This is a genomic window from Ruegeria sp. L12 (assembly GCF_056531745.1).
The window spans coordinates 184665-208443 of record NZ_JBQFMH010000003.1 but is presented as its reverse complement, the minus strand read 5'-3'; the positions used below and the strand labels follow the sequence as shown (position 1 = coordinate 208443).

The following is a 23779-nucleotide window of genomic DNA, read 5'->3' as shown; positions in this document are numbered from 1 at the left end:
GCTGCTTAAGAACTCCCTAATTCGGATCGTGCCCCCCGAACAGCACCATAGCAACAATATTGCCGCATTGATTATTTTTTTCAAGCGGGTTGAATCGCTTATCCGGTACAGTGGTTTGTGGTTGTACGCGCCGCAGACAGTCAAAGCGTTTCCCCAATCGAAACAATAGGCGCTCCATCTGCATCGAAATCCGACGGTATTTCTGATGGGAATTGACAAAGCGCCTCGCCGATACGCCTATGTCGATCAAAACGCGGAGAGCGACCATGCTGGCATATCATATCAGGACCAAAGGGGCCGCAGCGCAGTTGTGCGAGGTCGATCTGCCCGCCCCGGCCGAGAATCAGATTCGCGTCACAATCAAGGCATGCGGCCTGAACTTCGCGGACCTGCTGATGCAGAAGGGCACGTATCAGGATACGCCTGATGCGCCGTTTACGCTGGGAATGGAGATCGCCGGGATTGTTGATGAAATCGGAAACAATGTCACGAATCTAAGGCCCGGGGATCACGTTGCTGTCTATTCGGGTCAGGGTGGGCTGGCCGAATCAGGCGTTTTTGATGCCGCGCGGGCTGTTCCGCTGCCCGATTCCATGAGTTTCGAGGATGCTGCCGCAATCCAGATCGCCTATGGCACCAGCCATATCGCCCTGGATCACCGGGCCCGTCTGCAGCCGGGTGAAACGCTATTGGTGACGGGCGCCGCGGGCGGGGTTGGCCTGACCGCAGTTGAGATTGGCAAGCTGATGGGCGCGACGGTCATCGCGCAGGCGCGCGGTGCAGACAAGCTGGCCGTGGCGCAACAGGCCGGGGCAGATCACCTGATCGACGCGGACGAGGATCTGCGCGCGCGCGTTCTGGCACTGGGTGGCGCGGATGTCGTCTATGACGCGATCGGCGGCGATGTGTTCAAGGCCGCATTCCGCGCAACCAACCCCGAGGGCCGCATTCTGCCGATCGGATTTGCCGGTGGTGACGTGCCACAAATTCCTGCCAACCACTTGCTGGTCAAGAACCTCAGCGTGATCGGCGTCTATATCGGAGGGTATCTGACTTTCCGGCCCGAAGTGGTGTCCAAGAGTTTTGAAACCTTGTTCCGCTGGCATTCAGAAGGGAAAATCAAACCTCATATCAGCCATGTTCTGCCCCTGCAGGAGGCAGAACAGGGTCTTGAGTTGCTGCGCGCTCGTAAATCCACCGGGAAAGTGGTCATTCAGATCAGCTGACGACCTTCAGCGGCTGTGCCCCCGGGCGCGAAAAGTTCTGGCGCAGCAGATTGGCAAGCTCACCCACATATTCTTCGCGCACGCGCTCGGCCCCGTAGAGGTTGATGAACTGTACCGGCAATTCCGGCAGCACGCCTGCATGATCGATCAACTCCTGATGGCTTGGCTGTGTGCCTTCCAGCAGTACACCCACGGCAAGATCGGCGCTGACCGTGGCCTCGACCGTGCGGTCCGAGTCGCTGTCGATGCTCATGTCCCACTCGATCCCCGCATCGTCCAGCGCCGAGACCGCAACCGGACGGAAGATGCAGTTCCGGCAGAACCCCAGACGCAGGGGCTTTTGCCGCCAGGCCGACCCGTTCAACGCCCCGACCCAGCGTAACGGCATGTGGTGCAGGGTTTCGGCCCCGTCACCTGCCCCGGATTCGGTTGTGACGATCAGATCGAACGCACCGCGCGCGAATTCATCTTTCAACTGGCGTGTGTTCGACGTCACGAGGTTGACACTGACCCGCGGAAAACTCGCATTGAAGCGCTGCAGTACCCGCGGGATGAACGGATGTACCACATCATGCGGCACGCCCAGCGTTACCTCTCCCTCAAAGGCCTGATCGGTCAGGCGTCCGATAACTTCGTCATTCAGCGCGATCATACGGCGGGCATAGGCCAGCAACTGCTCACCCGAAGCGGTCAGCGCGATGGTGCGGCCCGAACGATCCAGCAACTCAAGCCCCAGCAGTTCCTCCAGACGCTTGAGCTGCATCGAAACGGCCGATTGCGTCAGGTGCAGGAATCCAGCGGCCCGTGTCACGCCGCCGTAATCGGCAACCGCCACGAATGAGCGCAATGTGGTGATGTCCAGATTTCGCATCTTCACGATCCTTTATGAGTCAGTTCATAAACATTCATTTCCAAAATATGTCAGAGTGATCCATATAGATCAAGGAAATTGATTGAAGCTGTATGTTTCATCAGACAACCACGAAAGGGCAAAGATCATGACCCATATTGCTATCTCAACCCACCGCCCCGTTCGAAACAAGGCGTTTGGCAAACGGATGCTCGGCTTGCTCAACCTCGCCCGGCAGCGCCGCAAGCTTGCGCAACTTGATGATCGTGCGCTCGAAGATATCGGCATCACCCGCTCCGAGGCCGAGGCCGAGGCCAAGCGCCCGATATGGGATGCCCCGGACAGCTGGCAAAAACACCTGTATTAATTGAGAAATAAGAAGCATTTGGCGGCGTTTTCACAACTGCCGCCAAATTTGCTGACAGTTTTGCTGAGAATTGGTCCTAAAACTCTTGAAACACGGGCCGCACTCTCCGATATTTGCTGGGAAACCGGCCTGTAATCGCAGGCTGAGAACAGAATATTGAAGGGAGACCCTTTATGGCACAATTCGACACGATCCGGACGGCGACCGGTGCGCGCGCCGCCGAGATTGATGAGGGCCTGCGCGCCCATATGAACAAAGTCTATGGCACTATGTCCATAGGCATGCTGATCACCTTTGCGGTGGCCTGGGCCGTTGGCACCAGCCCGCAACTGCTGTCCATTTTCCGTGATCCGGTGACACTGAGCCCGAATATTCTGGGCTGGGTCGTGATGTTTGCACCGCTTGGCATGGTGTTTGCCTTCGGCGCTGCCATCAACCGCCTGTCCGCCGCCGGCGCGCAGCTATTCTTCTACGCTTTCGCAGCCGTCATGGGCCTGTCGATGAGCTGGATTTTCGTGGCCTTCACCGGCATCTCGATCGCGCAGGTATTCCTGGTGACCTCGATCGCCTTCGCAGGCCTGTCGCTGTATGGCTATGTGACCAAAAAAGACCTGTCCGGCATGGGCACCTTCCTGATGATGGGTGTGATCGGTCTGGTGGTTGCGATGATCATCAACCTGTTCCTGCAATCGCCCGCGATCATGTTCGCGGTGTCGATCCTGGGCGTGCTGATCTTCGCCGGTCTGACCGCCTATGACACGCAGAACATCAAGAACACCTACCTGCAGATGGCCCATGCGGGCGATCAGGAATGGCTGGGCAAAGCTGCCATCATGGGCGCGCTGAACCTGTATCTGGACTTCATCAACATGTTCATGTTCCTGCTGCAGCTGCTTGGAAACCGCGAATAACGCGGTTGCATATCGCAAGCCGAAGGGCGGGTCAGAAACGACCCGCCCTTTTTGTGCCCCCCAATGTCCGCTGCCTTTCTGTTTCCGACAGACATCTATCGGCTATTGCCGTTGCTGCATCAGGTTTACGATCTGCGCCTGAAACACCAACCCCAACGCCATGATATTCACCGAATGGCAGGATGGTGATGCGCAACAAAAAACCCCCGCCGCTATGGCGGGGGTCCGGGATGTACTGGGGTCATGCTCTGATCAGCTGCAGTTCAGCGGCACGGCAAAGCCCGAGCTGTTCTTGGACGAGCCCCGGCGATAGACCTGGCCCGCAGGCAGGCAGCCGGTAAAGCGTTCGGTCTGCGCGCCGAAGGCCGCGCCGATAGAATTATCGACCCGCGTGTCGCCCTCGGCGGTGCGCAGCACTGCGTACAGAGTGTTGTTCACCTCAACGGTGCTCAGCAACAAAGTAGTGCTTTGACCGGACATCTGAACGGCGGTGGTGTCGGTGCGGCCTCCGTTTTCGATCGCAACCTTCGCCAGCTTGGACGGGTCGGTTTCTTCCGAAGCAACCCGGACAGGCGGAAGCTCGGCCAGTTCTGCCGGGATATTCGTGGCTTCAGGCACAAATGCTGCGGTGCCTTTGACGTCAGAGATCGTGCGCGGTTCGCCATCAATGCCGGTGAACCCGACGCCTTCGCGGTTGAACGGGTCTTCACAGGCTGACAGGGTCAGAACGGCAAGGGCGGGCAACAGGATTTTTTTCATGGCGGTCAACATTTTGGAAAGGGTTGCTGAAGCGTAGCGGCAGGGAATGCGAAAAAGCAAGCCGCCGGAAGTCAGAACACCCGATTGCCTGATGCGCCCCTGCAACGCCCGTGGCACAGCCCAAACAGCAAAAAGGACCCTGCCCGGCAGAGTCCTTCTTAAAAATTCATGTCAGAGGGCAAGATTACTTGATCTTGCCTTCTTTGTACTCGACATGCTTCCGAACGACCGGATCGTATTTACGAATGGTCATTTTCTCGGTCATGGTGCGTGCGTTTTTCTTGGTCACATAGAAGTGGCCCGTGCCCGCGGTCGAGTTCAGACGGATCTTGATTGTCGTCGGCTTCGCCATGGTTATCTCCTGCGTCCGAAAAGGCAGGGCCCTTCGGTTGAATTCCTATGAGCGTGCGCTTTTACCCGCTCATGCGCCCGAGTCAACCGGATTCGACGGGTTCCCGGAACAATTCCTCGCTGACCGGGGCGCGTCTTTGCTTGGTGAGTTCACGGGTTTGTGATACCGTGCGCTGCAAACGGCCTGAGGGGGAAGGCCGTATACGGGTTCAGCAGTCATATTGGACGCTCACCCACCTGCACCGCTCACACTATTGCATTGATCCGGTCGTGTTTTCGACGGGGTGTGTTTGGGTTTTGCGTGTCGAAGCACGCGAAACGGCCACGGAGCCGGTCGCATAAGAGGTTCCGAACAACTTGAAGCTCAAAGGAGATATTCATGCCTGTTTTCATCACCTACGCCTCCTATTCGGCCGAGTCCGTCAAGGCGATCATGGCCAATCCGCACGATCGGACAGGACCCGTCAGAGCTCTGATAGAGAAAGCGGGTGGAAAGTTGATTTCCTTTTATATTACCACCGGCAGCAACGATGCGGTTGTGATCACTGACATGCCCGATGGCACCGATGCTGTTGCGGTCGGAATGGCTGTTACCAGCACGGGCGCGGTGTCCAGTATCGAAACCGTCCGGGCCTGGTCTGCCGAAGACTTTGTTTCGGTGGTCCAGAAAGCCGCTGCGCTGACCGAATCCTATACGCCACCAAGTGGCTGAGGAGATATGCGCGGAGGGCCTGTAAGCCGGATCCTGTTCCGGGGTTGCCCCCTTCGATGACCATTCCTCTAGGCCGCGCATTGCTGCGCGGCTCAAGCTGCCAACCCGGTCCCTCTCGGCCAAGGCGAGCCTAGCGGCGGTATCGGTTTGCGCCGACCGGCCCGCGCGGGGACCCTATTCGGCATTGCTCCCGGTGGGGCTTGCCGTGCCACCGCTGTTGCCAGCGGCGCGGTGGGCTCTTACCCCACCGTTTCACCCTTACCCTGGGCCGAGGCCCCTGGCGGTCTGATTTCTGTGGCGCTTTCCGTCGGGTTTCCCCGCCCGGGCGTTACCCGGCACCGTTGCCTTGTGGAGTCCGGACTTTCCTCTCGGGCCATGCGGCCCCAGCGGCCATCCGGCCCTCCGCGCACTGGGGTGGGTATGTTGTGCGCCCGGCGGCGTCAAGGGTGGTTGGGATGGTGAAGGGACCAGCCCCTTCTTGGCCTGCGGCCAATTCAACCCCGAGATATTTTTAGCCCGATGAAGAGGCGGATCAGATTGGATTTTGAGCCGGGCCGAGCGTTTTGAGATCATCGGGGTGCAAAGGGCCGCTGGCCCAGGGACGGTAGCGCAGGCGTGTCGATCTGAGCAGAGTGTCGTCGTCGACCGCTGCCGTATAGCCTCGCTTTTGCGCCAGTGTGTGGAAACTGTCCTGAGTTGGGTTGGCGGTGCCGCGCGGGGCGGCGATGCCCTGTAATTCCAGTCTCTGCCAGTCAAATCGAGGGCCCGGGTCGGTTTTGCGCCCGGGCGCCATATCGGAATGCCCGATGACACCTTCAGCGGCGATACTCCATCGGTCCATGATTTGCGGCAGCAGACGATCCAGAACAGCCATCTGAGGCTCGGCAAATGGGTGTGTGCCTGTATTATCCAGTTCAATGCCGATGGAGCGGGAATTTATGTCTGTTTGCCCGCACCACTCCCCTGCCCCGGCATGCCATGCGCGGTCATCTTCGCGCACCATCTGCCACAGCGTGCCATCAGACCCGATCAGATAATGGGCGGACACTTCGTGAGCCGGGTCGCACAGGCGTTCCAAAGCGGCCTGAGCGCTTTCCATGGCTGTATAGTGCAGCACGATCAGCGTCGGCTTCAGCCCACCCCGGCGGGGGCCGAAATTGGGCGATGGGTGCCAGATCGGGGGGCGCTCAGTTGTTGACGGCACTGCGGAACGGGCTGGGGTCCCAGCCGCAGGCATAGCCGTCGCCATCCGGATCCAGCCCTTTGCGATCACGCTGTGGACCGCCATTCGACAGGAACTCGATCTGGGCCTGATCGGGCGAGGCGAACTGCGCGCAGTTGCGCTGTGCCTTGGCCTGCAGATTGAACCCCGCGCGGCTGTAGAGCTGGGTGCCGACGGGGTTTGAGGTGCTCAGCGCGTATTGCACGATATTGGGCTGCCCGTCAGAGCCCCGGTCGGGTACCGCAGTCGGGGCGACAACCTCATAGGTTTGCCGGTTCTGCTCGATCCTCGCGGCATCGTCGTCGATGCTGCGCCGATTCGAGACGGCCGCAAAATCCTGCTCGTCCGAGATGGCGGTGTTGTTTGTGGCGGACAGAGGTGCGACGGGTGCGGCTTGTCCAGATGTGTTGGCCAGCGCAATTGCCGTTTGGTTTGCAATGTCAGACGCATCACCGGTCGGCACACCGTCGACTGTACCCTGCGCTGAAAGAGGCTGTTCCGAGATCGCCTCGGGCGGCAGAAGCGGATTGCCGGACAGGCCCTGACCCGCCAGTTCAGCCTCGCGCTGTGCCTGATATTCCGGCGTGTTGAACCCGCTGCCCGAAACGGGGGCAACGGTTTCACAGGCCGCTAACAGCCCAAGGGCCGGGATCAGAAGCGTTTTGCGCATTGGGCTGCTCCGGTTTTCTGATGTCGTTTCGGGCTTGAGGCTTACCACCATTTCCCGGGCTTGGCCACAAACCCGGCAGCGTTTTCCAGCGCATAGGCGGTGTTGAGCAGATCGCCCTCGTCCCAGGGACGCCCGATCAGTTGCAGACCCAGCGGCAAGCCTTGCTTGTCCAGCCCTGCAGGTACCGAGATGCCCGGAAGGCCGGCAAGGTTCACGGTCACGGTGAACACGTCGTTCAGATACATCTGAACCGGATCGGCCTCGGTCATCTCGCCCAGTCCGAACGAGGCCGACGGCGTGGCCGGGGTCAGGATGGCGTCGACGCCCGCGGCAAAGACGTCTTCGAAATCCTTCTTGATCAGGGTGCGGACGCGGCGGGCGCGGTTGTAATAGGCGTCGTAGAAGCCTGCCGACAGCACGTAGGTGCCGATCATCACTCGGCGCTGCACCTCGTGGCCGAAGCCTTCGGCGCGGGTTTTCTCGTACATCTCGGTGATGCCATCGCCCTGCGCCAGTTGCGCGCGGCGGCCATAACGCACGCCATCATAGCGCGCGAGGTTCGAGGATGCCTCGGCAGGGGCAATCACATAATAGGCAGGCAGCGCGTATTTGGTGTGCGGCAGAGAGATATCGACGATCTCGGCGCCCGCATCCTTCAGCATCGCAGCACCATCGGCCCACAGCTTTTCGATCTCGGCGGGCATGCCGTCCATGCGGTATTCCTTGGGGATACCGATTTTCTTGCCCTTGATGTCGCCGGTCAGCATCGCCTCGAAATTCGGGACGGCCAGTTCGGCGCTGGTGGAATCCTTGGGGTCATGGCCGCACATGGTTTCCAGCATGATCGCCGCATCGCGGACGTTCTTGGTCATCGGTCCGGCCTGATCCAGCGAAGAGGCGAAGGCGACGATGCCCCAGCGCGAGCAGCGGCCATAGGTCGGCTTGATGCCGGTGATGCCGGTGAAGGCCGCAGGCTGGCGGATCGAGCCGCCGGTATCGGTGCCGGTCGCCGCCAGACACAGGTCGGCGGATACGGCCGAAGCCGAACCGCCCGACGAGCCGCCGGGTGTCAGCTGCGCATCGTCATTGCCACGCCGCCACGGGCTGACCGCGTTGCCGTATACCGAGGTCTCGTTGGACGAGCCCATGGCGAATTCGTCCATGTTCAGCTTGCCCAGCATGACGGCACCGGCATCGGCCAGTTGCTGCGACACGGTGGATTCGTATTCCGGCTTGAAGCCTTCCAATATCTTTGAGGCCGCCTGCGACGGCACGCCCTTGGTGCAGAACAGGTCCTTGATGCCGATGGGCAGGCCGCACATCGACGGCGCATCGCCCGATTTGATACGTGCGTCCGCCGCCTTGGCGCGTTCCAGCGCGATCTCGGGGGTCTTGTGGACGAACGCGTTCAGCGCGTCGGCTTCATCAATCGCTTTCAAGCAGGATTCGGTCAGCTCGACCGAGGTCACGTCACCTTTGCGCAGCGCGTCGCGGGCCTCGGCCAGGCCCAGTTTGTTCAGATCGCTCATGTCTTACTCCACCACTTTGGGGACTGCGAAGAACCCTTCGCGGGCGTCGGGGGCGTTGGCCAGAACTTTGTCCTGCTGGTTGCCATCGGTGACTTCATCCTGACGCCGTTTCAGGCGCATCGGCTCGACCGAGACCATCGGCTCGACGCCTTCGACATCCACCTCGTTCAGCTGTTCGATGAACCCGAGGATGTTGTTGAACTCGGACGCCAGCGCAGGCAGCGCGTCATCCTCGACCTTGATCCGGGCCAGTTTGGCCACCTTGGCGGCGGTGCTTTGGTCAATCGACATCGGAAACCCTCATATACGCTTAAGGACGGCGTTTACCTGTCTGCCGCAGCACTCGCAAGACCGCTGCTGGCATAGGCGACGCAAATCGGCCCATGCATTTATGAATTGCCGATATACACAGAAGTAAACCAATTAGTTCACTTTCAATATTGAAAAACTGAACCGCACAGTTCACCTGATGGATGTGACCCACACAAACCGGGAGAACACCCATGAAGACCTTCGTCACTGCCCTTGCCCTGTCTGCAACCGTTCTGACTGCTCCGGCCATGGCGCTGGGGATCGGCGCGGATAACCTGACCCGTACCCTCAGCTTCCCCAAGCCGGTATCGGAACCCGTGACCAAGGACCAGTCCGAGGCCGTCAAGTAGCCCGGTCCGGCGCGCCGGATCAGTCCCCCCTCCTGATCCGGCGCAGATGCAATTGACGGCTGTACACGCCGCAACAAGCCGTTAGCATGGTGTTGAAAACCCAGCCGAACCGCACAGAAGGGCGACTGCCCGGCAAGCTAACGGAGCGAAAGATGAGCACTCGCAAGCAAGCAGTTCTGGACGCAATCGACGCGGCCAATGCGCAGGATCCCAATATTGAAGATGGCCAACCCGAGGCGCTGCTTTATGGTCAACGCATGAGTGCCGAACTGGACCGCTTGTTCCCCGACGCATCGGATGCCCTGCAGATCGCCGCGCGCGGGCAGCATGTCGAGCGCTGGAAGTTGAAGCGCAGCGAATATCCCGAAGGCCGCGCGGGCTATCTTGCCTGGCGTAAGGCGCAGGGGGTGTTTCACGCCGATGTCGTACGCGGCCTGATGGAGCAGGCCGAGTATGGCGCGGATCAGATCGAAGCTGCCGAGAAGATGCTGCGCAAACAGGGTATCAAGCGTGACGACGAAGTGCAGGCCCTAGAGGATGTGATCTGTTTTGTATTCCTGAAATGGTACTTCGCCCCCTTCGCAGCCAAGCACTCGGCCGAGAAAATCCAGCGCATCGTCGAGAAAACCGCGCTCAAGATGTCGGCCGAGGGCCGTGCCCGGGTTCTGGATGAATTCGATCTGCCTGACGCATTAGCCGCCGCGTTTCGGGACTGACGCGAAACGTTTTGAAACGATGGCCCGGCGATAGACCTCGATCATCCAGCCCAGCATCGTGGCATTCAGGATGTGCCACATGAAATGCGTCCCCATCGGCAGGCGCGCGCAGATCGGCTCATCCAGCGCGCGAAATGTGATCGAGGCGATCAGGATCATCGCCCCGATTGCCAAACCACGAGCAGTTTCCGGCTCTTTGCGGCGCAAAAGGGCGGCGTAGATGAGAATCAGCAGCGGCACCGGGGCATAGGCCGCCGAGCCCCCAAGTCCGGGCACCAACTTGAAGACCGGAACGGTCAGGGCCGCGTAGAGGAAAAACAGGCTGGTCAGCCCCAACGCATAGAGCGTTCGCATTCCCCAGACATCGCGATTGACCGCGAAAATGTAGATCAGGATATACAGCAGGATCGGAGCGACATCGACCATTGCCGCCCAAACCTGCGCATGGGTGTGAAACAGATAGCTGCCAATCCCGATCAGCGCCAGAACCATCACCAAAGCCATCGCCAGCGGCATCCCCTGCCCGCGTACGCGTCGCCACATGACAAATGCAGCGATCAGAAACGCCGCGTTGGTTACGGCATTGATCGGCTCGGCCCAGTATACGGGCGACAGGCGCTCACAATAGCCATCAATTTCCTGCGTCCAGTCCATGGATTTTTACATAGCCGATGCTAGGCTGACTCCAACCATAAACTGGGAGGGACCTTCATGAACATCATCTGGCTGGGGCATGGCAGCTTTCGTATTGAAATCGCAGGGCAGGTTCTGCTGATCGATCCTTGGCTGACCGGCAACCCGGCGCTGCCCGAAGATCAGCATGATGCCGCGGTCGCGGATGCGACGCATATTCTGCTGACCCACACGCATTTTGACCACGTTGTTGATGTGCTGCCCCTTGCAAAGAACCTGAAGGTTCCCGTCGTCGGGCAGTATGATCTGATGGGATACTGGGCCGAGGCTGAGGGCATTGAGACCGTCGGCTTCAACAAAGGCGGCACGGTGGATCTGAACGGTGTGAAAGTTTCGATGGTTCCGGCCTCGCACAGCTCGACCTTCTCGACCCCGGATGGGCTGCGGACCGGGGGCACCGAGATCGGCTATATGATCGCTGCCGAAGATCGCATGCTCTATGTCTCGGGCGATACCGACATCATGGCGGATATGGAGTGGATGGGGGATTACTACAAACCCGATATCGGCATCTTGTCGGCAGGTGGCCACTTTACCATGGATATGAGGGGCGCGGCTTATGCGGCCAAACGGTATTTCAACTTCAAAACAGTGATCCCGTGCCACTATCAAACCTTCCCGATCCTTGAACAATCTGCCGAGGCCTTGAAAGACGGGTTGCCGGGGGTCGATGTGATCGAACCTCAGGTCATGCAGGCGATCACGCTCTGATGCCCATGCGGTTTGGACGAGTCCACCACCCTAAGACGCCACTGAGCAGCTGGAGCATATGGCCGTCCGCCCGAGGCACCCTGAATGGTGTCCGGCAATCACCGACAGATGTATGCTGATGGCAAAGGGCGGCCCGCCGCTGCCTGAAATCCCGCGTGAAAGGATGGTGAAAGCCATATGAAACAGCCCATCCGCCCTTCACCCGAATTGATCGCTGTGGTGCGGCGCTGGAACGCTGCAGTTCATGATAAAGACGGCCCTGCGCTGTTCAACATGCTGTCAACCTCAGATCATTTGCGATACCAGGGCACGGCTGAAGGAGAGTTCTGGTCCGGCTCTCTGTTTCGAAAGGGTTTTCCCGATCACGTTGCCGAAATCCCGGACTATGACTGGCAAGAGCATAGCCTTGAGGCCTTTGAATGCGGCGCGGTTGGCTGGGCCCATTGCGTTGCAACGTTGCGCTTTGCCAACAATCAGAAGGCTATGGTGCACAGGTTTACTTTCGTCCTGCACCTCGAAGATGGCGTGTGGAAGATGGTTCATGTCCACGTATCCAACCCGATTCCCAATATGGAGAAAATCGGTATTGAACATAAGGCGCTGGACGCTTTGGTTGCTGCTGCGCGCGAAGGGTTTCGTCAAGATCAGCGCGAAGGCATGGCTTCGGTCATGTTCACCGATATCGTCAATTCATCCGCCATCGCCGAGAAGCTGGGAGACCGGATATGGACCGACGCAATCCACAAGCATTTCGAACTGGCGCGCGCGGCTATCGAATCTCATGGCGGAACTCTGGTGAAATCGCTGGGGGATGGCACCATGTCCAGCTTCACCTCGGCCCGGGCGGCGTTGATTGCCGCAACAGACCTGCAGCGGCGCAACGCGGCGGAACAGGTTGAACCGACCCTGCAGATTCGCGTCGGAATACATACCGGGGACGTGATCCAGACCGATGATGACTTCTTTGGAACGGTGGTGAACAAGGCCGCCCGGGTCGCATCCGCAGCCGCGCCGGGCGAGGTCTGCGTGTCAGACGCAACCCAGCTTCTGGCGGAGGGGCAAGATGAGCTGACCTTTGGCCCTCCTCGGTCAGTTGCGCTGAAAGGTCTGCCCGGCAATCACACGGTTTACAGCCTGAATTGGTAGCGTGCTAGCGCCGTCCCGCGAAGAATTCCCTCAGCAATCGCTCGGCCTCTTCCGCCCCGATCCCGTCATAGATTTCGGGCCTGTGATGCGCCTGCGGATGCGAAAACACCCGCGCACCATGGGCGACCCCGCCGGATTTCGGGTCGGACGCGCCGTAATATATCCGCCGGATGCGCGCAGCGGCCAGCGCGGCGGCACACATGGCGCAGGGTTCCAGCGTGACGTAAAGGTCATGATCCGGCAGCCGCTCCGACCCGGCCGCAGCACAGGCAGCACGAAGGACCTGAATCTCGGCATGCGCAGTGGGGTCGTTCAACTCGCGGGTGCGGTTCCCATCTGCGGCCACCACCTGCCCATCGGGCGCGACGATCACCGCGCCGACCGGCACCTCGCCCCGGTCTGCCGCCGCCTTTGCCTGCTCCAGCGCCTGTTTCATGTGGGATCTGAACTCCATGCCTCTGACTGCCCCAGAAACCTGCCTTTCGCAAGCCGCCGGGATAGGCTATGGCCGGGGGATGACACAGACCCCTCCTCCCGGCGACCGGATCGCCAAAGTGCTGGCCCGCGCCGGTGTCGCCTCGCGCCGCGAGGCTGAGCGCATGATCGAAGCCGGTCGTGTGACCGTGAACGGCAAGGCGATCAGCAGCCCGGCGCTGAACGTAACCGCCAAGGACAGGATCGCCGTCGACGGCAAGCCAGTGTCCGAACCCGAACCTTCGCGCCTGTGGCTGTATCATAAGCCGCCGGGTCTGGTGACAACGGCGCGCGACGAAAAGGGGCGCAAAACCATCTTTGACGACCTGCCCGAGGACATGCCGCGGGTCATGAGCGTCGGGCGGCTCGACCTGAATTCGGAGGGGTTGCTGCTGCTGACCAATGATGGCGGCATCAAGCGCAAGCTGGAACTGCCCGCAACCGGATGGCTGCGCAAGTACCGCGTGCGCGTGAATGGAAGGCCCAAGGACGAGGATTTCGAGCCGCTGCGCAAGGGTCTGGTGATTGACGGAGAGCGGTTTCAGCCGATGACCGTCTCGCTGGACCGCCAACAGGGGGCCAATGCCTGGCTGACCATCGGTCTGCGCGAGGGCAAGAACCGCGAAATTCGGCGCGCCATCGAAGATATCGGCTATGTGGTGAACCGGCTGTTGCGGGTCTCTTATGGCCCGTTTCAGTTGGGCGATCTGAAATCCGGCGAGGTCGAGGAGATCCGCCGCCGCGTGATGCGGGACCAACTGGGCCTCGGCCCCGAGGATGGCGACAAGACCCCGGCCAAACGCCCGGCCCGGCCTCAGCGCAAAAGACCGGCGATCGGCAAGAAACCTCGCAAGTGATGCAGGTTAAGCAACCTTCCCCCTAGCGCCAAGCCCGCGCATCGCCTAACTTTTCTGTGAAAGCCACAGTTGGGGGGCGCCATGTCCGGCACCGGAGTACAAAAATTGGCCTATGCAGCCCTGTTGGTGCTGCTGTTCGGCGTCTGTACCGGCCTTTTGGGGGGCCTGTAGGGATATGGCCAAGCGGTACGGCGGCAAATTCAGTCCTCAGGGCGACGCGCCCACGCAGGAACAGCCTGTGCGCGGACAATTTGATGGTGCCCGCGTCGAACCTGCGGGTGCACGCGCGAATGTGCTGTTCGTCCCCGCGATTCCGCTGGTGTTCCTGTCGCTGAACGATGGCGCAATCGGGATGACCATCGGCCTGGTTGCGGCCGGCCTGCTGACCGCCGCCGCTTTTCTGTTGCGCGAAGGACTACGGGCCGAAAGCGCCTATCACGCGCGTCGAACCGCGCGCAGGCCAGCGTTTCCGCGCAAGATATTTGCCAGTGTTCTGACTGGATTGGGCGCCGCTTTGGCCTCGTACCGGACCGAGTTTCTGGATGCCGAAACGGCCTCGCAGGCCAGCCTGTTGGCGCCGGTCCTGTTTGGCGTCGCTGCGACGGTTTTGCATTCCGTCTCGTTCGGACTTGATCCGATGAAGGATAAGGGGATGGAGGGCATAGACACTTTCCAGCAGGATCGTGTGGCGCGAGTGGTCGAGGATGCAGAAACCCATCTGACCGAAATGACCGATGCGATCAAACGCGCCGGTGACCGCCGGATCGAGGCGCGGGTCGAGCGTTTTCAGGACACCGCCCGTGATCTGTTCCGCACAGTCGAGGAAGATCCGCGCGATCTGGCCGGCGCGCGGAAATACCTGACAGTGTATTTGCAGGGCGCACGCGATGCGACGGTGAAATTCTCGGATGTCTACGCCCGCACCCGTGATGCGCAGGCGCTGCAGGATTATTCGGCCCTGCTGGACGATCTGGAACAGAATTTCTCGGCCCGCACGCGAAAAATGCTATTGGATGACCGCAGTGATCTGACGGTTGAAATTGATGTGCTGCGCGATCGGCTGCAGCGCGAAGGCGTCCGGTTGGACTGACCGGCCACTATTTGAGCGAGGATTATCCCCATGTCCGATGATATCAAGAACAAAGCGGTCGAGGCCGAAACGCTGGTGCAGGAAGTCACCGCCGTCACGCTGCCCGAACCGCAAGCAGACATTGTTCCGCTGGAAGAAGCTGACGAGCCCGTTGGGGCCGAAATCCGCAAGCGGATGAATGAGATCGACATGGGCAATACCAACTCGATCGTCTCGTTCGGATCGTCCGCTCAGGCCGAATTGCAAGAGATCAGCCAGGCGATGCTGGCCGATGTGCGCAACAAGGATGTGGGCCCGGCTGGTGACAGCCTGCGTAATATCGTGACCACCATTCGGGGATTTTCAGTTAGTGAACTGGATGTCCGGCGCGAGCGTAGCTGGTGGGAAAAGCTGCTGGGCCGCGCCGCGCCCTTTGCCAAGTTCACCGCGCAGTATGAAAGCGTGCAGGGTCAGATCGACAAGATCACTGACGATCTGCTGGGGCACGAGCACACGCTGCTGAAAGACATCAAATCGCTTGATCTGCTCTATGAAAAGACGTTGGAATTCTACGACGAACTGGCGCTTTACATCGCCGCGGGTGAAGAAAAGCTGACCGAACTGGACAGCCAGGACATTCCAGAAAAAGAGGCTGAAGTTCAGGCCGCGCCCGAGGACCAGCAGGTGATGAAGGCACAGGAACTACGCGACTTGCGCGCCGCCCGCGATGATCTGGAGCGCCGCGTGCACGACCTGAAGCTGACGCGTCAGGTGACGATGCAGTCGTTGCCCTCGATCCGTCTGGTGCAGGAGAATGACAAGTCGCTGGTGACCAAGATCAACTCGACTTTGGTCAATACCGTGCCGCTGTGGGAAACGCAGCTGGCACAGGCCGTCACCATCCAGCGCAGCGCCGAAGCGGCTGCCGCCGTGCGCGATGCCAATGACCTGACCAACGAGTTGCTGACCTCGAACGCAGCCAATCTGCGCGAGTCGAACAAGATGATCCGCGAAGAGATGGAGCGTGGCGTGTTCGATATCGAAGCCGTCAAACAGGCCAATGCGGACCTGATCGGCACGATCAACGAAAGCCTGGCCATCGCAGATGAGGGCAAGGCCAAACGCGCCGCAGCCGAGCAAGAGTTGCAGAAGATGGAAGCGGAGCTGCGCGATACGCTGGCCTCCGCCAAGGCACGACAAGACGGGATCGGCGACAATGCCGGGACGGCCGTGCCCGGTTAAGGAAACAACGCGCGTGCGACCGGTTTTCAGGTTCAATATTGCCGTGCTTGGTCTGTCGCTTCTGGCTCTGGCCGGTTGTGACGAGGTGCTGACAACCTCGGTTGTGCCGGAACCGCGCCCGGTGCAGCCGCAGACGCCCGGTAACGCATATGTCGCGCCCTCTGCCGCAAGCCTTGATCTGGCGCGGTACTATGAGAGCGTGCAGAACAACCTGTTGACGCGCGGGTTGCTGCGCATAGATGGCGGCGGGCCGGATACGCCTTATGATGCGGATGATCTGGCGCGCAATTTCGAGGCCATCGCGTTTTACTCTGAGTATCCGGGCCAAGGTGTTTCGACCGGCGCGCGCCGGACCAGCCGGCAGCTCAGCCGGTGGTCGGGCGCGGTGCGTATCAAACCCGAGTTTGGCCCCTCGGTCGCGCCTGAGGTTCGGCAACTGGATGCGGCCCAGATTGATCGCTACGCCAACCGGCTGTCGCGGTTGACGGGTCATCCGGTCTCGACTGTCAGCCGCAATGCGAATTTTCACGTATTCGTCGCGGGCGAAGACGATACAGCCTATGTGCAGGAACGGTTGCGGCAACTGATCCCCGGTATCGGGCAGGCGCAGCTTGATCTCTTTGATCAGCTGCCCCGGTCCTTCTATTGCTTCGTCTTCGCCTCGGCCTCGAACGGTGCGCCGCAAACCTATACGCGGGCGGTCGCCCTGATCCGGTCCGAGCATCCGGATCTGGTGCGACTCAGTTGCATTCACGAAGAGATTGCGCAGGGGCTGGGGCTGCCGAATGACAGCCCCCAGGCCCGCCCGTCGATCTTCAATGACGACGACGAGTTTGCCCTGCTCACCAGCCATGACGAGAAGCTTCTGACCATCCTCTACGACCCGCGCCTGCGCGCGGGCATGACCGCCGACGAGGCGCGCCCGGTGGTCCGTATCATCGCACGCGAATTGATGGGGCAGTCGCTCTGACCCCGAAGACAGGAGAAATCCAATGGGAATTTTTGATTTTCTGACCGGCGAATTCATCGACGTCATCCACTGGGTCGATGACACCCGCGACACCATGGTCTGGCGGTTCGAACGCGAGGGGCACGAGATCAAATACGGTGCCAAGTTGACCGTGCGCGAAGGACAGGCGGCGGTATTTGTGCATGAAGGGCAGTTGGCGGATGTGTTCACGCCCGGCCTGTATATGCTGGAAACCAACAACATGCCGATCCTGACGACGCTACAGCATTGGGACCATGGGTTTCAGTCGCCGTTCAAGTCAGAGATCTATTTCGTCAACACGACGCGATTCAATGACCTGAAATGGGGCACCAAGAACCCGATCATGCTGCGCGATCCCGAATTCGGGCCGACCCGCATCCGGGCCTTTGGCACCTACACCGTGCGGGTGAAGGACCCTGCGAAGTTCCTGGTGGAGATTGTCGGCACTGATGGTGAGTTCACCATGGACGAGATCAGCTTTCAGATCCGCAATATCATTGTGCAGGAATTCAGCCGTGTGATTGCTGGGTCCGGCATTCCGGTGCTGGACATGGCCGCCAACACCGCCGATCTGGGCAAGCTGATCGCGGCTGAGGTTTCGCCCGTGCTGGACAGCTATGGGCTGGAGATGCCGGAGTTCTATATCGAGAACATCTCACTGCCGCCTGCTGTCGAGGCGGCGCTGGACAAGCGAACCTCGATGGGGCTGGCGGGTGATCTGGGCAAGTTCACCCAGTATTCGGCGGCCGAGGCGATGACGGCTGCGGCCAACAATCCCGGTCAGGGCGGCGGCATGGGTGCCGGCCTTGGTATGGGAATGGGCATGGCAATGGCACAGCAGATGTCGAACATGGCACCGGGTCAGCCGCGCGGTCCGTGGGGCGGTTCCGCCCCCGCTGCGCCGCAACCCGCGGCGCAAGTGGCACCGCCGCCCCCCCCGCCCGTTGAACATGTGTGGCATATTGCGGTTGACGGGCAGACCAGCGGGCCGTTCTCCAAGGCCAAGATGGGCCGTATGGCCGCCGACGGAGAGTTGACGCGCGACACCCATGTCTGGACAGCCGGTCAGGATGGCTGGAAAAAGGCAGGCGATGTGCAGGAACTGGCACAGTTGTTCACGATCCTTCCACCTCCGCCTCCGGGTGCGTAAACGGTCGCTGACAACTCAGATCGAGGGGCTGGAATGACCGAAGACGAACACCGCTTTCCCTGCGATCAGTGCGGGGCGGATTACCGGTTCAATCCGGGTGACGGGAGGCTCACCTGCGATCATTGCGGCCATTCCGAACCCATCGGATCGGGCCCGTGGGGCGGCGCCAGTTTGCGCGAGCTGGATTTCGATGCAGCCATCGCGGAGCGGTTACCGGACAGCGAGATCGAAGAAACCCGCGTTCTGACCTGCCCGAACTGTGCCGCGCAGGTCGAGTTCGACCCAAACACCCATGCCGCCGAGTGCCCGTTCTGTGCCACCCCGGTGGTGACCGACACAGGCGTGAGCCGTCACATAAAGCCGCGCGGCGTGCTGCCGTTTGCGCTGGATGAGCGCAGCGCGCACAAGGCGATGGGCGATTGGCTGGGGCGGCTTTGGTTCGCGCCGAACGGCTTGAAAGAATATGCCCGCAAGGGCCGCAAAATGCAGGGTATTTATGTGCCCTATTGGACTTTTGATGCCGATACCAAGTCCCGCTATAGCGGCGAGCGCGGAGTGGTATATTACGAAACCCGAACAGTAATGCGGGATGGCAAGCGCGTGCAGCAGCAGGTCCCCAAAGTGCGCTGGACGCCGAAATCCGGACGCGTGGCACGGTTCTTCGATGATGTTCTGGTGCTGGCCTCTCGGTCGCTGCCGAAATCCTATACGGATGCGCTGGAACCCTGGGATTTGCCCGCGCTTGAGCCTTATCAGCCGGAATATCTGGCCGGTTTCCGGGCCGAGGCCTACACGATAGAGCTGCAGGAGGGCTATTCCGAGGCGCGCGCGCATATGGCCCGCGTCATCGAGCGCGATGTCCGCTTTGACATTGGCGGCGATCGGCAGCGTATTCATGCGGTCGAAACCGATGTGCGCGATGTGACATTCAAACACATCCTGTTGCCGGTCTGGATGGCGGCATACAAGTATCGTGGCGAAACTTATCGCTTTGTGGTCAATGGCCGCACCGGACGCGTTCAGGGTGAGCGGCCATGGTCCGCCATCAAGATCACCATCGCGGTTGTGCTGGGTCTGCTGGTCGCGGCAGGTGTCGGCTATCTGGTGGCCACAGGCCAGCAATAGCGGCCTTGCGCATCACGCCCACCAAGGTCATCTTCGCGGTGACCGGACCGGAGGGACACCGTGACATTCAAAGCGTTGAACCAATTGCTGCATGCGCGCCACTCCTGCCGGGCATTCAAGCCCGATCCGGTGCCGCGCGATCAGATCGAACAGATCGTGGCCAGCGCCAGCCGCGCCCCCAGTTGGTGTAATGCGCAGCCGTGGCAACTGACGATTACCAGCGGGTCCGAGACCGACGCGTTCCGCGCGGCGCTCGTGCACGAGGCTGCAAACGGCATCCCTTCCCCTGACCTGCCCTTCCCCACCCGCTATTCCGGCGTCTATCAGGATCGGCGCCGCGCCTGCGGATGGGCGCTTTACGACGCTGTCGGAGTTGAGAAAGGGGATCGCGCCGCCTCGGCCCGGCAGATGATGGAGAACTTTGCCCTGTTCGGCGCGCCCCATTGCGCGATCCTGTCGAGCCCGGCAGAACTGGGTGCGTATGGCGCAATGGATTGCGGTGGCTTCGTGACCGGGTTTGCACTGGCAGCGCAGGCTCTGGGCGTGGCCAGTATCCCGCAGGCAGCGGTCGCGTCTTACGGCCCTTTTCTGCACCGGTATTTCGATATCCCCGAGGATCGGTTGATCCTCTGCGCCATCTCATTCGGCCACCCAGACACCGAGCACCCGGCCAATGCGTTTCGCACGGGCCGTGCCGAGGCAGACCAGATCATCGAATGGCGCGGGTAAATCTGCAGCCCAATTGAAAGAGAAGACCAACCATGCGCGCCTTGCTTCAACGCATTTCCCGAGCCTCCGTCACCGTCGATGAAACCGTAATCGGCCGGTCTGGGCCGGGGTTATTGATCCTTGTCTGTGCGATGCAGGGGGATGGCGAGGCTCAGGTTGCGCAACTGGCTGAAAAGATCGTTAAGCTGCGAATCTTCAAGGATGAAGCGGGCAAGATGAATCGCTCGATACAGGACGTTCAGGGCTCGGCTCTGGTGGTCAGCCAGTTCACGCTGGCGGCGGACACTTCACGCGGAAACCGGCCCGGCTTTTCCGCGGCGGCGCCTGCGACCGATGGGGAAAAGCTGTACGAAGCGTTTGCACGCAAACTGGCGGCTTTGGGGGTTCCGGTTGAAACCGGTGCATTCGGCGCGGACATGGCGGTAGAACTGGTCAATGACGGGCCGGTCACGATCTGGATGGAAAGCTGATGCAGCTCTCTCAGCAGGCACTGGAGTTCTGGCGCGCCGGGGTGGCGGCGGTTGATGGCTATCGAGCGACGTTGAAGGCCACGCAAGACATGGACCGTCCCGACCTGATATTGGCCGTCGGAAAGGCTGCAGGCGCGATGGCGCGCGCGGCGGCGGAACGGTTTGGCGATGCACCCGCGCTGGTCGTGACCAAGGATGGCCATGGCGAGGGCCTGCCTGCGCATATTCAAGTTCTGGAGGCTTCGCACCCGGTGCCCGATGCCCGCTCTCTGGCCGGAGGGCGTGCCCTGCGTGAAGCGGTTGAGGCTCTGCCCGCCGACAGCCACCTGCTGTTGTTGGTTTCGGGCGGAGCCTCGTCACTGGCCGAGGATCTGGTGCCCGGGAAAACTCTGGACGATCTGGAGGCGCTGAACCGGCAGTTGCTGGCCGACGGGCTGGATATCGGCGCGATGAATGCTGAACGGCGCAAACTATCACGGATCAAGGGCAGTGGATTGTTGTCTCACTTCCGGGGCGCGCGGGCGACGGTTCTGGCGATTTCGGATGTACCCGGCGACGATCTGGGTGTGATCGGATCGGGCATCGGCTCTTTGCCGGATGCGCCGGCGTTCGCGGCGCATACCTCGATCATCGCCTCCAACGCTCACGCCCGCGATGCAGCGGCACTGGCGGCGCAACAGGCGGGGTTCGCGGTACTGGCCAATGACGAATCGCTGCATGACGATTACCTGACCGTCGCTGCGCGTATCGGCGCGCAGCTGCGCCAGATGCCAAAAGGCGTGATGGTGTTTGGCGGAGAGCCCACGGTCATTCTGCCCGACACCCCCGGACGCGGCGGGCGCAATCAGGCGCTGGCCCTGGCCCTGGCCCGCGAGATCGCGGGGCAAAAGGACCTGACCGTGATTGTGGGCGGCACCGATGGCACGGATGGACCCACTGATGCCGCCGGGGCCATCGTGACAGGCGAAACATGGGCGGACGAGGCCCAAAGCTATCTGGATCGAGCCGACAGCGGCAGCTATCTGGACTTGGCCGGGGCGCTGTTGGTTACGGGACCTACGGGGACGAATGTCATGGATCTGGTGATTGCCATCCGGGACTGATCCCGCATTTTGGCCGGGTCAGTTTCCGCCTGAAACGACTGGGGCCCGAGCCCTTTCGGCTTTCGGTCCGGTCGCGTCTGAAATCGCCGCGTTGCACCTAAGCGCAAAAAAATCAGCGACCTGACGCTTACGTTGGGTCACGCCGATAAATGAGGCTTTGATCCGTGACGGGAGGGTGTCCGATTTCTGACCTTCATCACTCGCAAAAAACGCTCCGATTCGGGGCATTTTCATCCAAGTGCGCAGGTAAACGCTTAGGAAAACGAGATTTTGGCTTTTCTAAAACCGGTCGAGGACTCCATAGCGCGCAATCATATGTGAATTTCAGACCCAAAGGGTGACAGATTATTGCTTGCTCGTCGGCCAAAAATGCGCCTACTTTGACTCATGCGTCAATAAAAAGCCCACCAAAGGCTCACCATCCAACCAACTGGGAGATTTCTGGATGAACGATCAACTCACTCACATGGCCAATCAAGTCACGGCAGGAAAACTGACGCGGCGTGAATTCATGGGGAAAGCGGCTGCTTTGGGTGTATCTGCAGCAATGGCCAGCACTATGTTCGCCGACGCCGCGCGCGCTGCTGACCCGAAAAAGGGTGGCGATCTGAAGATCGGTTCCGTCGGCGGTGAGTCGACGAACTCTCTGGACCCGGCAACCTACTCCAGCCAGGTACCTGCCCTCAACGGTCGCCAATTCGGAGACACCCTGGTGGTTGTCGCGCCGGATGGCTCGATTGAATCGCGCCTGGCGGAAAGCGTGGAAGCCAGTGCAGACGCCAAGACCTGGAACTTCAAGATCCGTCAGGGCGTTGAATTCCATAACGGCAAATCGCTGACCAGCGAAGACGTGCTGAAGACCATGCAGCGCCACTCGGACGAGAACTCGAAATCCGGTGCTTTGGGCATCATGAAAGAGATCGAGTCGATGAAGGCTGACGGCGACATGTTCTCGGTCACCTTGAACAACCCGAATGCCGACCTGCCCTACCTCATGGCTGACTACCACCTGATCATTCAGCCGGACGGTGGCCTCGACAACCCGGCCGCTGGTATCGGCACTGGTCCCTACAAGATGGAAGTGGACGAGCCGGGCGTGCGCCACGTCTTTACCAAGTTCGATAATTATTGGGCGGATGATGGCCACTTTGACAGCGTCGAAATTATCGCCATCAACGATTCCACAGCACGCACCGCGGCGCTTCAGTCCGGTCAGGTTCACCTGATCAACCGGGTGGAGCCCAAGGTTGCAGGACTTCTGAGCCGCGCTCCGGGTCTGACTGTACAGCCTACGACAGGTCGCGGGCACTATGTCTTCATCATGCATGCTGACACCGCGCCGTTCGACAACCTCGATCTGCGGCTGGCGCTGAAATACGCGATCAATCGCGAAGAACTGGTTGAGAAAATCCTGCAGGGCTATGGCAGCGTCGGTAACGACATCCCGATCAATGCGGCCTATCCGCTGTTTGACGATACGATCCCGCAGCGTCCGTTCGATCTGGCCAAAGCGGCAGAGCACTACAAGAAGTCTGGCCACGACGGATCGCCGATCGTTCTGCGCACCTCCGAGGTCGCCTTCCCCGGTGCCGTGGATGCGGCGCAATTGTTCCAGCAAAGCGCCAATGCCGCCGGCATCCCGCTGGTGATCGAGCGTGTACCCGGTGACGGATACTGGTCCGAGGTCTGGAATGTACAACCGTTCTGCGCCTCTTACTGGACTGGTCGTCCGGTTCAGGATCAGATGTACACCACCGCATATCTCTCGACCGCCGACTGGAACGACACGCGCTGGAAACGGCCCGAGTTCGATGACATGCTGAACAAGGCAAAAGGAGAGCTCGATACCGCCAAGCGCAAAGAGCTGTATTCGCAGATGGGCCGGTTGCTCAATGAAGAAGGCGGCCTGATTTGTCCGATGTTCAACCAGTTCATTGACGGTGTCAGCGATCAACTGGCAGGTTGGGAGCCTGATCCGTATGACGAACTGATGGGTGGCCAGGCCACACGCAAAATGTGGTTCGCCTGATCTAGGCCCCGGATA

27 protein-coding genes and 1 other RNA gene are annotated in these 23779 nt (G+C 60.4%); 18 read left to right on the top strand and 10 right to left on the bottom strand.

The window, feature by feature from the left end:
• Positions 1 to 266: 266 nt before the first annotated feature.
• Positions 267 to 1226, top strand: a complete 960-nt coding sequence (locus ACR0K9_RS06485; RefSeq protein ID WP_480821687.1) for an NADPH:quinone oxidoreductase family protein — start codon at positions 267 to 269, stop codon at positions 1224 to 1226.
• Here the strand turns inward: ACR0K9_RS06485 and ACR0K9_RS06480 are convergent.
• Positions 1219 to 2097: a LysR family transcriptional regulator gene (locus ACR0K9_RS06480; protein ID WP_480821685.1), complete on the bottom strand. Its 879-nt coding sequence runs from the start codon at positions 2095 to 2097 to the stop codon at positions 1219 to 1221. The genes ACR0K9_RS06485 and ACR0K9_RS06480 overlap by 8 nt on opposite strands.
• A gap of 127 nt (positions 2098 to 2224) precedes the next feature.
• Between ACR0K9_RS06480 and ACR0K9_RS06475 the strand changes: the two genes are divergently transcribed.
• Together ACR0K9_RS06475 and ACR0K9_RS06470 are read left to right on the top strand one after the other, a co-directional pair.
• The gene (locus tag ACR0K9_RS06475; RefSeq protein WP_480821683.1) at positions 2225 to 2443 is read left to right on the top strand and encodes a DUF1127 domain-containing protein; all 219 of its coding nucleotides are present in this window, start codon (positions 2225 to 2227) and stop codon (positions 2441 to 2443) included.
• Positions 2444 to 2616: 173 nt separating this feature from the next.
• Positions 2617 to 3354: a Bax inhibitor-1/YccA family protein gene (locus ACR0K9_RS06470; RefSeq protein WP_480530198.1), complete on the top strand. Its 738-nt coding sequence runs from the start codon at positions 2617 to 2619 to the stop codon at positions 3352 to 3354.
• Positions 3355 to 3606: 252 nt separating this feature from the next.
• On the opposite strand, the gene ACR0K9_RS06465 is transcribed toward ACR0K9_RS06470, so the two are convergent.
• Together ACR0K9_RS06465 and rpmG are read right to left on the bottom strand one after the other, a co-directional pair.
• Entirely contained in the window at positions 3607 to 4113 is a 507-nt protein-coding gene (locus ACR0K9_RS06465) for a hypothetical protein (RefSeq protein WP_480821681.1), read from the bottom strand.
• Positions 4114 to 4297: 184 nt separating this feature from the next.
• Positions 4298 to 4465, bottom strand: coding sequence for a 50S ribosomal protein L33 (gene rpmG / locus ACR0K9_RS06460; RefSeq protein ID WP_037309480.1), 168 nt, complete (start codon positions 4463 to 4465; stop codon positions 4298 to 4300).
• A gap of 378 nt (positions 4466 to 4843) precedes the next feature.
• Between rpmG and ACR0K9_RS06455 the strand changes: the two genes are divergently transcribed.
• Positions 4844 to 5176 (top strand): GYD domain-containing protein, encoded by a 333-nt coding sequence (locus tag ACR0K9_RS06455; RefSeq protein WP_480821679.1) that lies wholly within the window; start codon positions 4844 to 4846, stop codon positions 5174 to 5176.
• 6 nt (positions 5177 to 5182) lie between these two features.
• On the opposite strand, the gene rnpB is transcribed toward ACR0K9_RS06455, so the two are convergent.
• The 5 genes from rnpB to gatC all read right to left on the bottom strand — a co-directional run bounded on the left by rnpB (position 5183) and on the right by gatC (position 8888).
• An RNA gene (gene rnpB, locus ACR0K9_RS06450) (RNase P RNA component class A) lies at positions 5183 to 5582 on the bottom strand.
• Between the two features lie 126 nt (positions 5583 to 5708).
• On the bottom strand, positions 5709 to 6413 hold the full coding sequence (locus tag ACR0K9_RS06445; RefSeq protein WP_480822075.1) for an N-acetylmuramoyl-L-alanine amidase: 705 nt from the start codon (positions 6411 to 6413) through the stop codon (positions 5709 to 5711).
• Positions 6364 to 7068, bottom strand: coding sequence for a hypothetical protein (locus ACR0K9_RS06440; RefSeq protein ID WP_480821677.1), 705 nt, complete (start codon positions 7066 to 7068; stop codon positions 6364 to 6366). The genes ACR0K9_RS06445 and ACR0K9_RS06440 overlap by 50 nt, the downstream gene beginning before the upstream one ends.
• Before the next feature lie 41 nt (positions 7069 to 7109).
• The gene (gene gatA / locus ACR0K9_RS06435) at positions 7110 to 8597 is read right to left on the bottom strand and encodes an Asp-tRNA(Asn)/Glu-tRNA(Gln) amidotransferase subunit GatA (protein WP_480821676.1); all 1488 of its coding nucleotides are present in this window, start codon (positions 8595 to 8597) and stop codon (positions 7110 to 7112) included.
• 3 nt (positions 8598 to 8600) lie between these two features.
• On the bottom strand, positions 8601 to 8888 hold the full coding sequence (gatC, locus tag ACR0K9_RS06430; protein ID WP_480821674.1) for an Asp-tRNA(Asn)/Glu-tRNA(Gln) amidotransferase subunit GatC: 288 nt from the start codon (positions 8886 to 8888) through the stop codon (positions 8601 to 8603).
• A 212-nt stretch (positions 8889 to 9100) separates the two neighbouring features.
• Between gatC and ACR0K9_RS06425 the strand changes: the two genes are divergently transcribed.
• Together ACR0K9_RS06425 and ACR0K9_RS06420 are read left to right on the top strand one after the other, a co-directional pair.
• Positions 9101 to 9259 (top strand): hypothetical protein, encoded by a 159-nt coding sequence (locus ACR0K9_RS06425; protein WP_480821672.1) that lies wholly within the window; start codon positions 9101 to 9103, stop codon positions 9257 to 9259.
• Between the two features lie 152 nt (positions 9260 to 9411).
• The gene (locus ACR0K9_RS06420; RefSeq protein WP_480821670.1) at positions 9412 to 9975 is read left to right on the top strand and encodes a DUF4202 domain-containing protein; all 564 of its coding nucleotides are present in this window, start codon (positions 9412 to 9414) and stop codon (positions 9973 to 9975) included.
• Here the strand turns inward: ACR0K9_RS06420 and ACR0K9_RS06415 are convergent.
• Complete coding sequence (locus ACR0K9_RS06415) at positions 9952 to 10629, bottom strand: ceramidase domain-containing protein (protein WP_480821668.1); 678 nt, start codon at positions 10627 to 10629, stop codon at positions 9952 to 9954. The genes ACR0K9_RS06420 and ACR0K9_RS06415 overlap by 24 nt on opposite strands.
• A 57-nt stretch (positions 10630 to 10686) precedes the next feature.
• On the opposite strand from ACR0K9_RS06415, the gene ACR0K9_RS06410 reads away from it, so the two are divergent.
• Entirely contained in the window at positions 10687 to 11379 is a 693-nt protein-coding gene (locus ACR0K9_RS06410; protein ID WP_480821666.1) for a metal-dependent hydrolase, read from the top strand.
• A 177-nt stretch (positions 11380 to 11556) separates the two neighbouring features.
• A complete protein-coding gene (locus tag ACR0K9_RS06405) occupies positions 11557 to 12525 on the top strand; it encodes an adenylate/guanylate cyclase domain-containing protein (protein ID WP_480821664.1) in 969 nt (322 codons plus the stop codon).
• A 4-nt stretch (positions 12526 to 12529) separates the two neighbouring features.
• Here the strand turns inward: ACR0K9_RS06405 and ACR0K9_RS06400 are convergent, their stop codons facing one another.
• Positions 12530 to 12979 (bottom strand): nucleoside deaminase, encoded by a 450-nt coding sequence (locus ACR0K9_RS06400; RefSeq protein ID WP_480821662.1) that lies wholly within the window; start codon positions 12977 to 12979, stop codon positions 12530 to 12532.
• Here ACR0K9_RS06400 and ACR0K9_RS06395 point away from each other — a divergent pair.
• The 10 genes from ACR0K9_RS06395 (at position 12978) to ACR0K9_RS06350 (ending at position 23764) form a co-directional block, all read left to right on the top strand.
• A complete protein-coding gene (locus tag ACR0K9_RS06395) occupies positions 12978 to 13856 on the top strand; it encodes a pseudouridine synthase (protein ID WP_480821660.1) in 879 nt (292 codons plus the stop codon). The two genes, ACR0K9_RS06400 and ACR0K9_RS06395, sit on opposite strands and share 2 nt — an antisense overlap.
• A gap of 175 nt (positions 13857 to 14031) precedes the next feature.
• Positions 14032 to 14946, top strand: a complete 915-nt coding sequence (locus tag ACR0K9_RS06390) for a 5-bromo-4-chloroindolyl phosphate hydrolysis family protein (RefSeq protein ID WP_480821658.1) — start codon at positions 14032 to 14034, stop codon at positions 14944 to 14946.
• Between the two features lie 30 nt (positions 14947 to 14976).
• The gene (locus tag ACR0K9_RS06385) at positions 14977 to 16167 is read left to right on the top strand and encodes a toxic anion resistance protein (RefSeq protein WP_480530228.1); all 1191 of its coding nucleotides are present in this window, start codon (positions 14977 to 14979) and stop codon (positions 16165 to 16167) included.
• A gap of 13 nt (positions 16168 to 16180) precedes the next feature.
• Positions 16181 to 17137 (top strand): DUF2927 domain-containing protein, encoded by a 957-nt coding sequence (locus ACR0K9_RS06380; RefSeq protein WP_480821656.1) that lies wholly within the window; start codon positions 16181 to 16183, stop codon positions 17135 to 17137.
• 22 nt (positions 17138 to 17159) lie between these two features.
• Positions 17160 to 18308: an SPFH domain-containing protein gene (locus ACR0K9_RS06375; protein ID WP_480821654.1), complete on the top strand. Its 1149-nt coding sequence runs from the start codon at positions 17160 to 17162 to the stop codon at positions 18306 to 18308.
• A 33-nt stretch (positions 18309 to 18341) separates the two neighbouring features.
• Positions 18342 to 19433: a TFIIB-type zinc finger domain-containing protein gene (locus ACR0K9_RS06370; RefSeq protein WP_480821652.1), complete on the top strand. Its 1092-nt coding sequence runs from the start codon at positions 18342 to 18344 to the stop codon at positions 19431 to 19433.
• A gap of 60 nt (positions 19434 to 19493) precedes the next feature.
• Entirely contained in the window at positions 19494 to 20162 is a 669-nt protein-coding gene (locus tag ACR0K9_RS06365; RefSeq protein ID WP_480821650.1) for a nitroreductase, read from the top strand.
• 32 nt (positions 20163 to 20194) lie between these two features.
• A complete protein-coding gene (gene dtd, locus ACR0K9_RS06360) occupies positions 20195 to 20632 on the top strand; it encodes a D-aminoacyl-tRNA deacylase (RefSeq protein ID WP_480530238.1) in 438 nt (145 codons plus the stop codon).
• Entirely contained in the window at positions 20632 to 21735 is a 1104-nt protein-coding gene (locus tag ACR0K9_RS06355; RefSeq protein WP_480821648.1) for a glycerate kinase type-2 family protein, read from the top strand. The genes dtd and ACR0K9_RS06355 overlap by 1 nt, the downstream gene beginning before the upstream one ends.
• Positions 21736 to 22180: 445 nt before the next feature.
• Complete coding sequence (locus ACR0K9_RS06350) at positions 22181 to 23764, top strand: ABC transporter substrate-binding protein (protein ID WP_480821646.1); 1584 nt, start codon at positions 22181 to 22183, stop codon at positions 23762 to 23764.
• Positions 23765 to 23779: the final 15 nt, after the last annotated feature.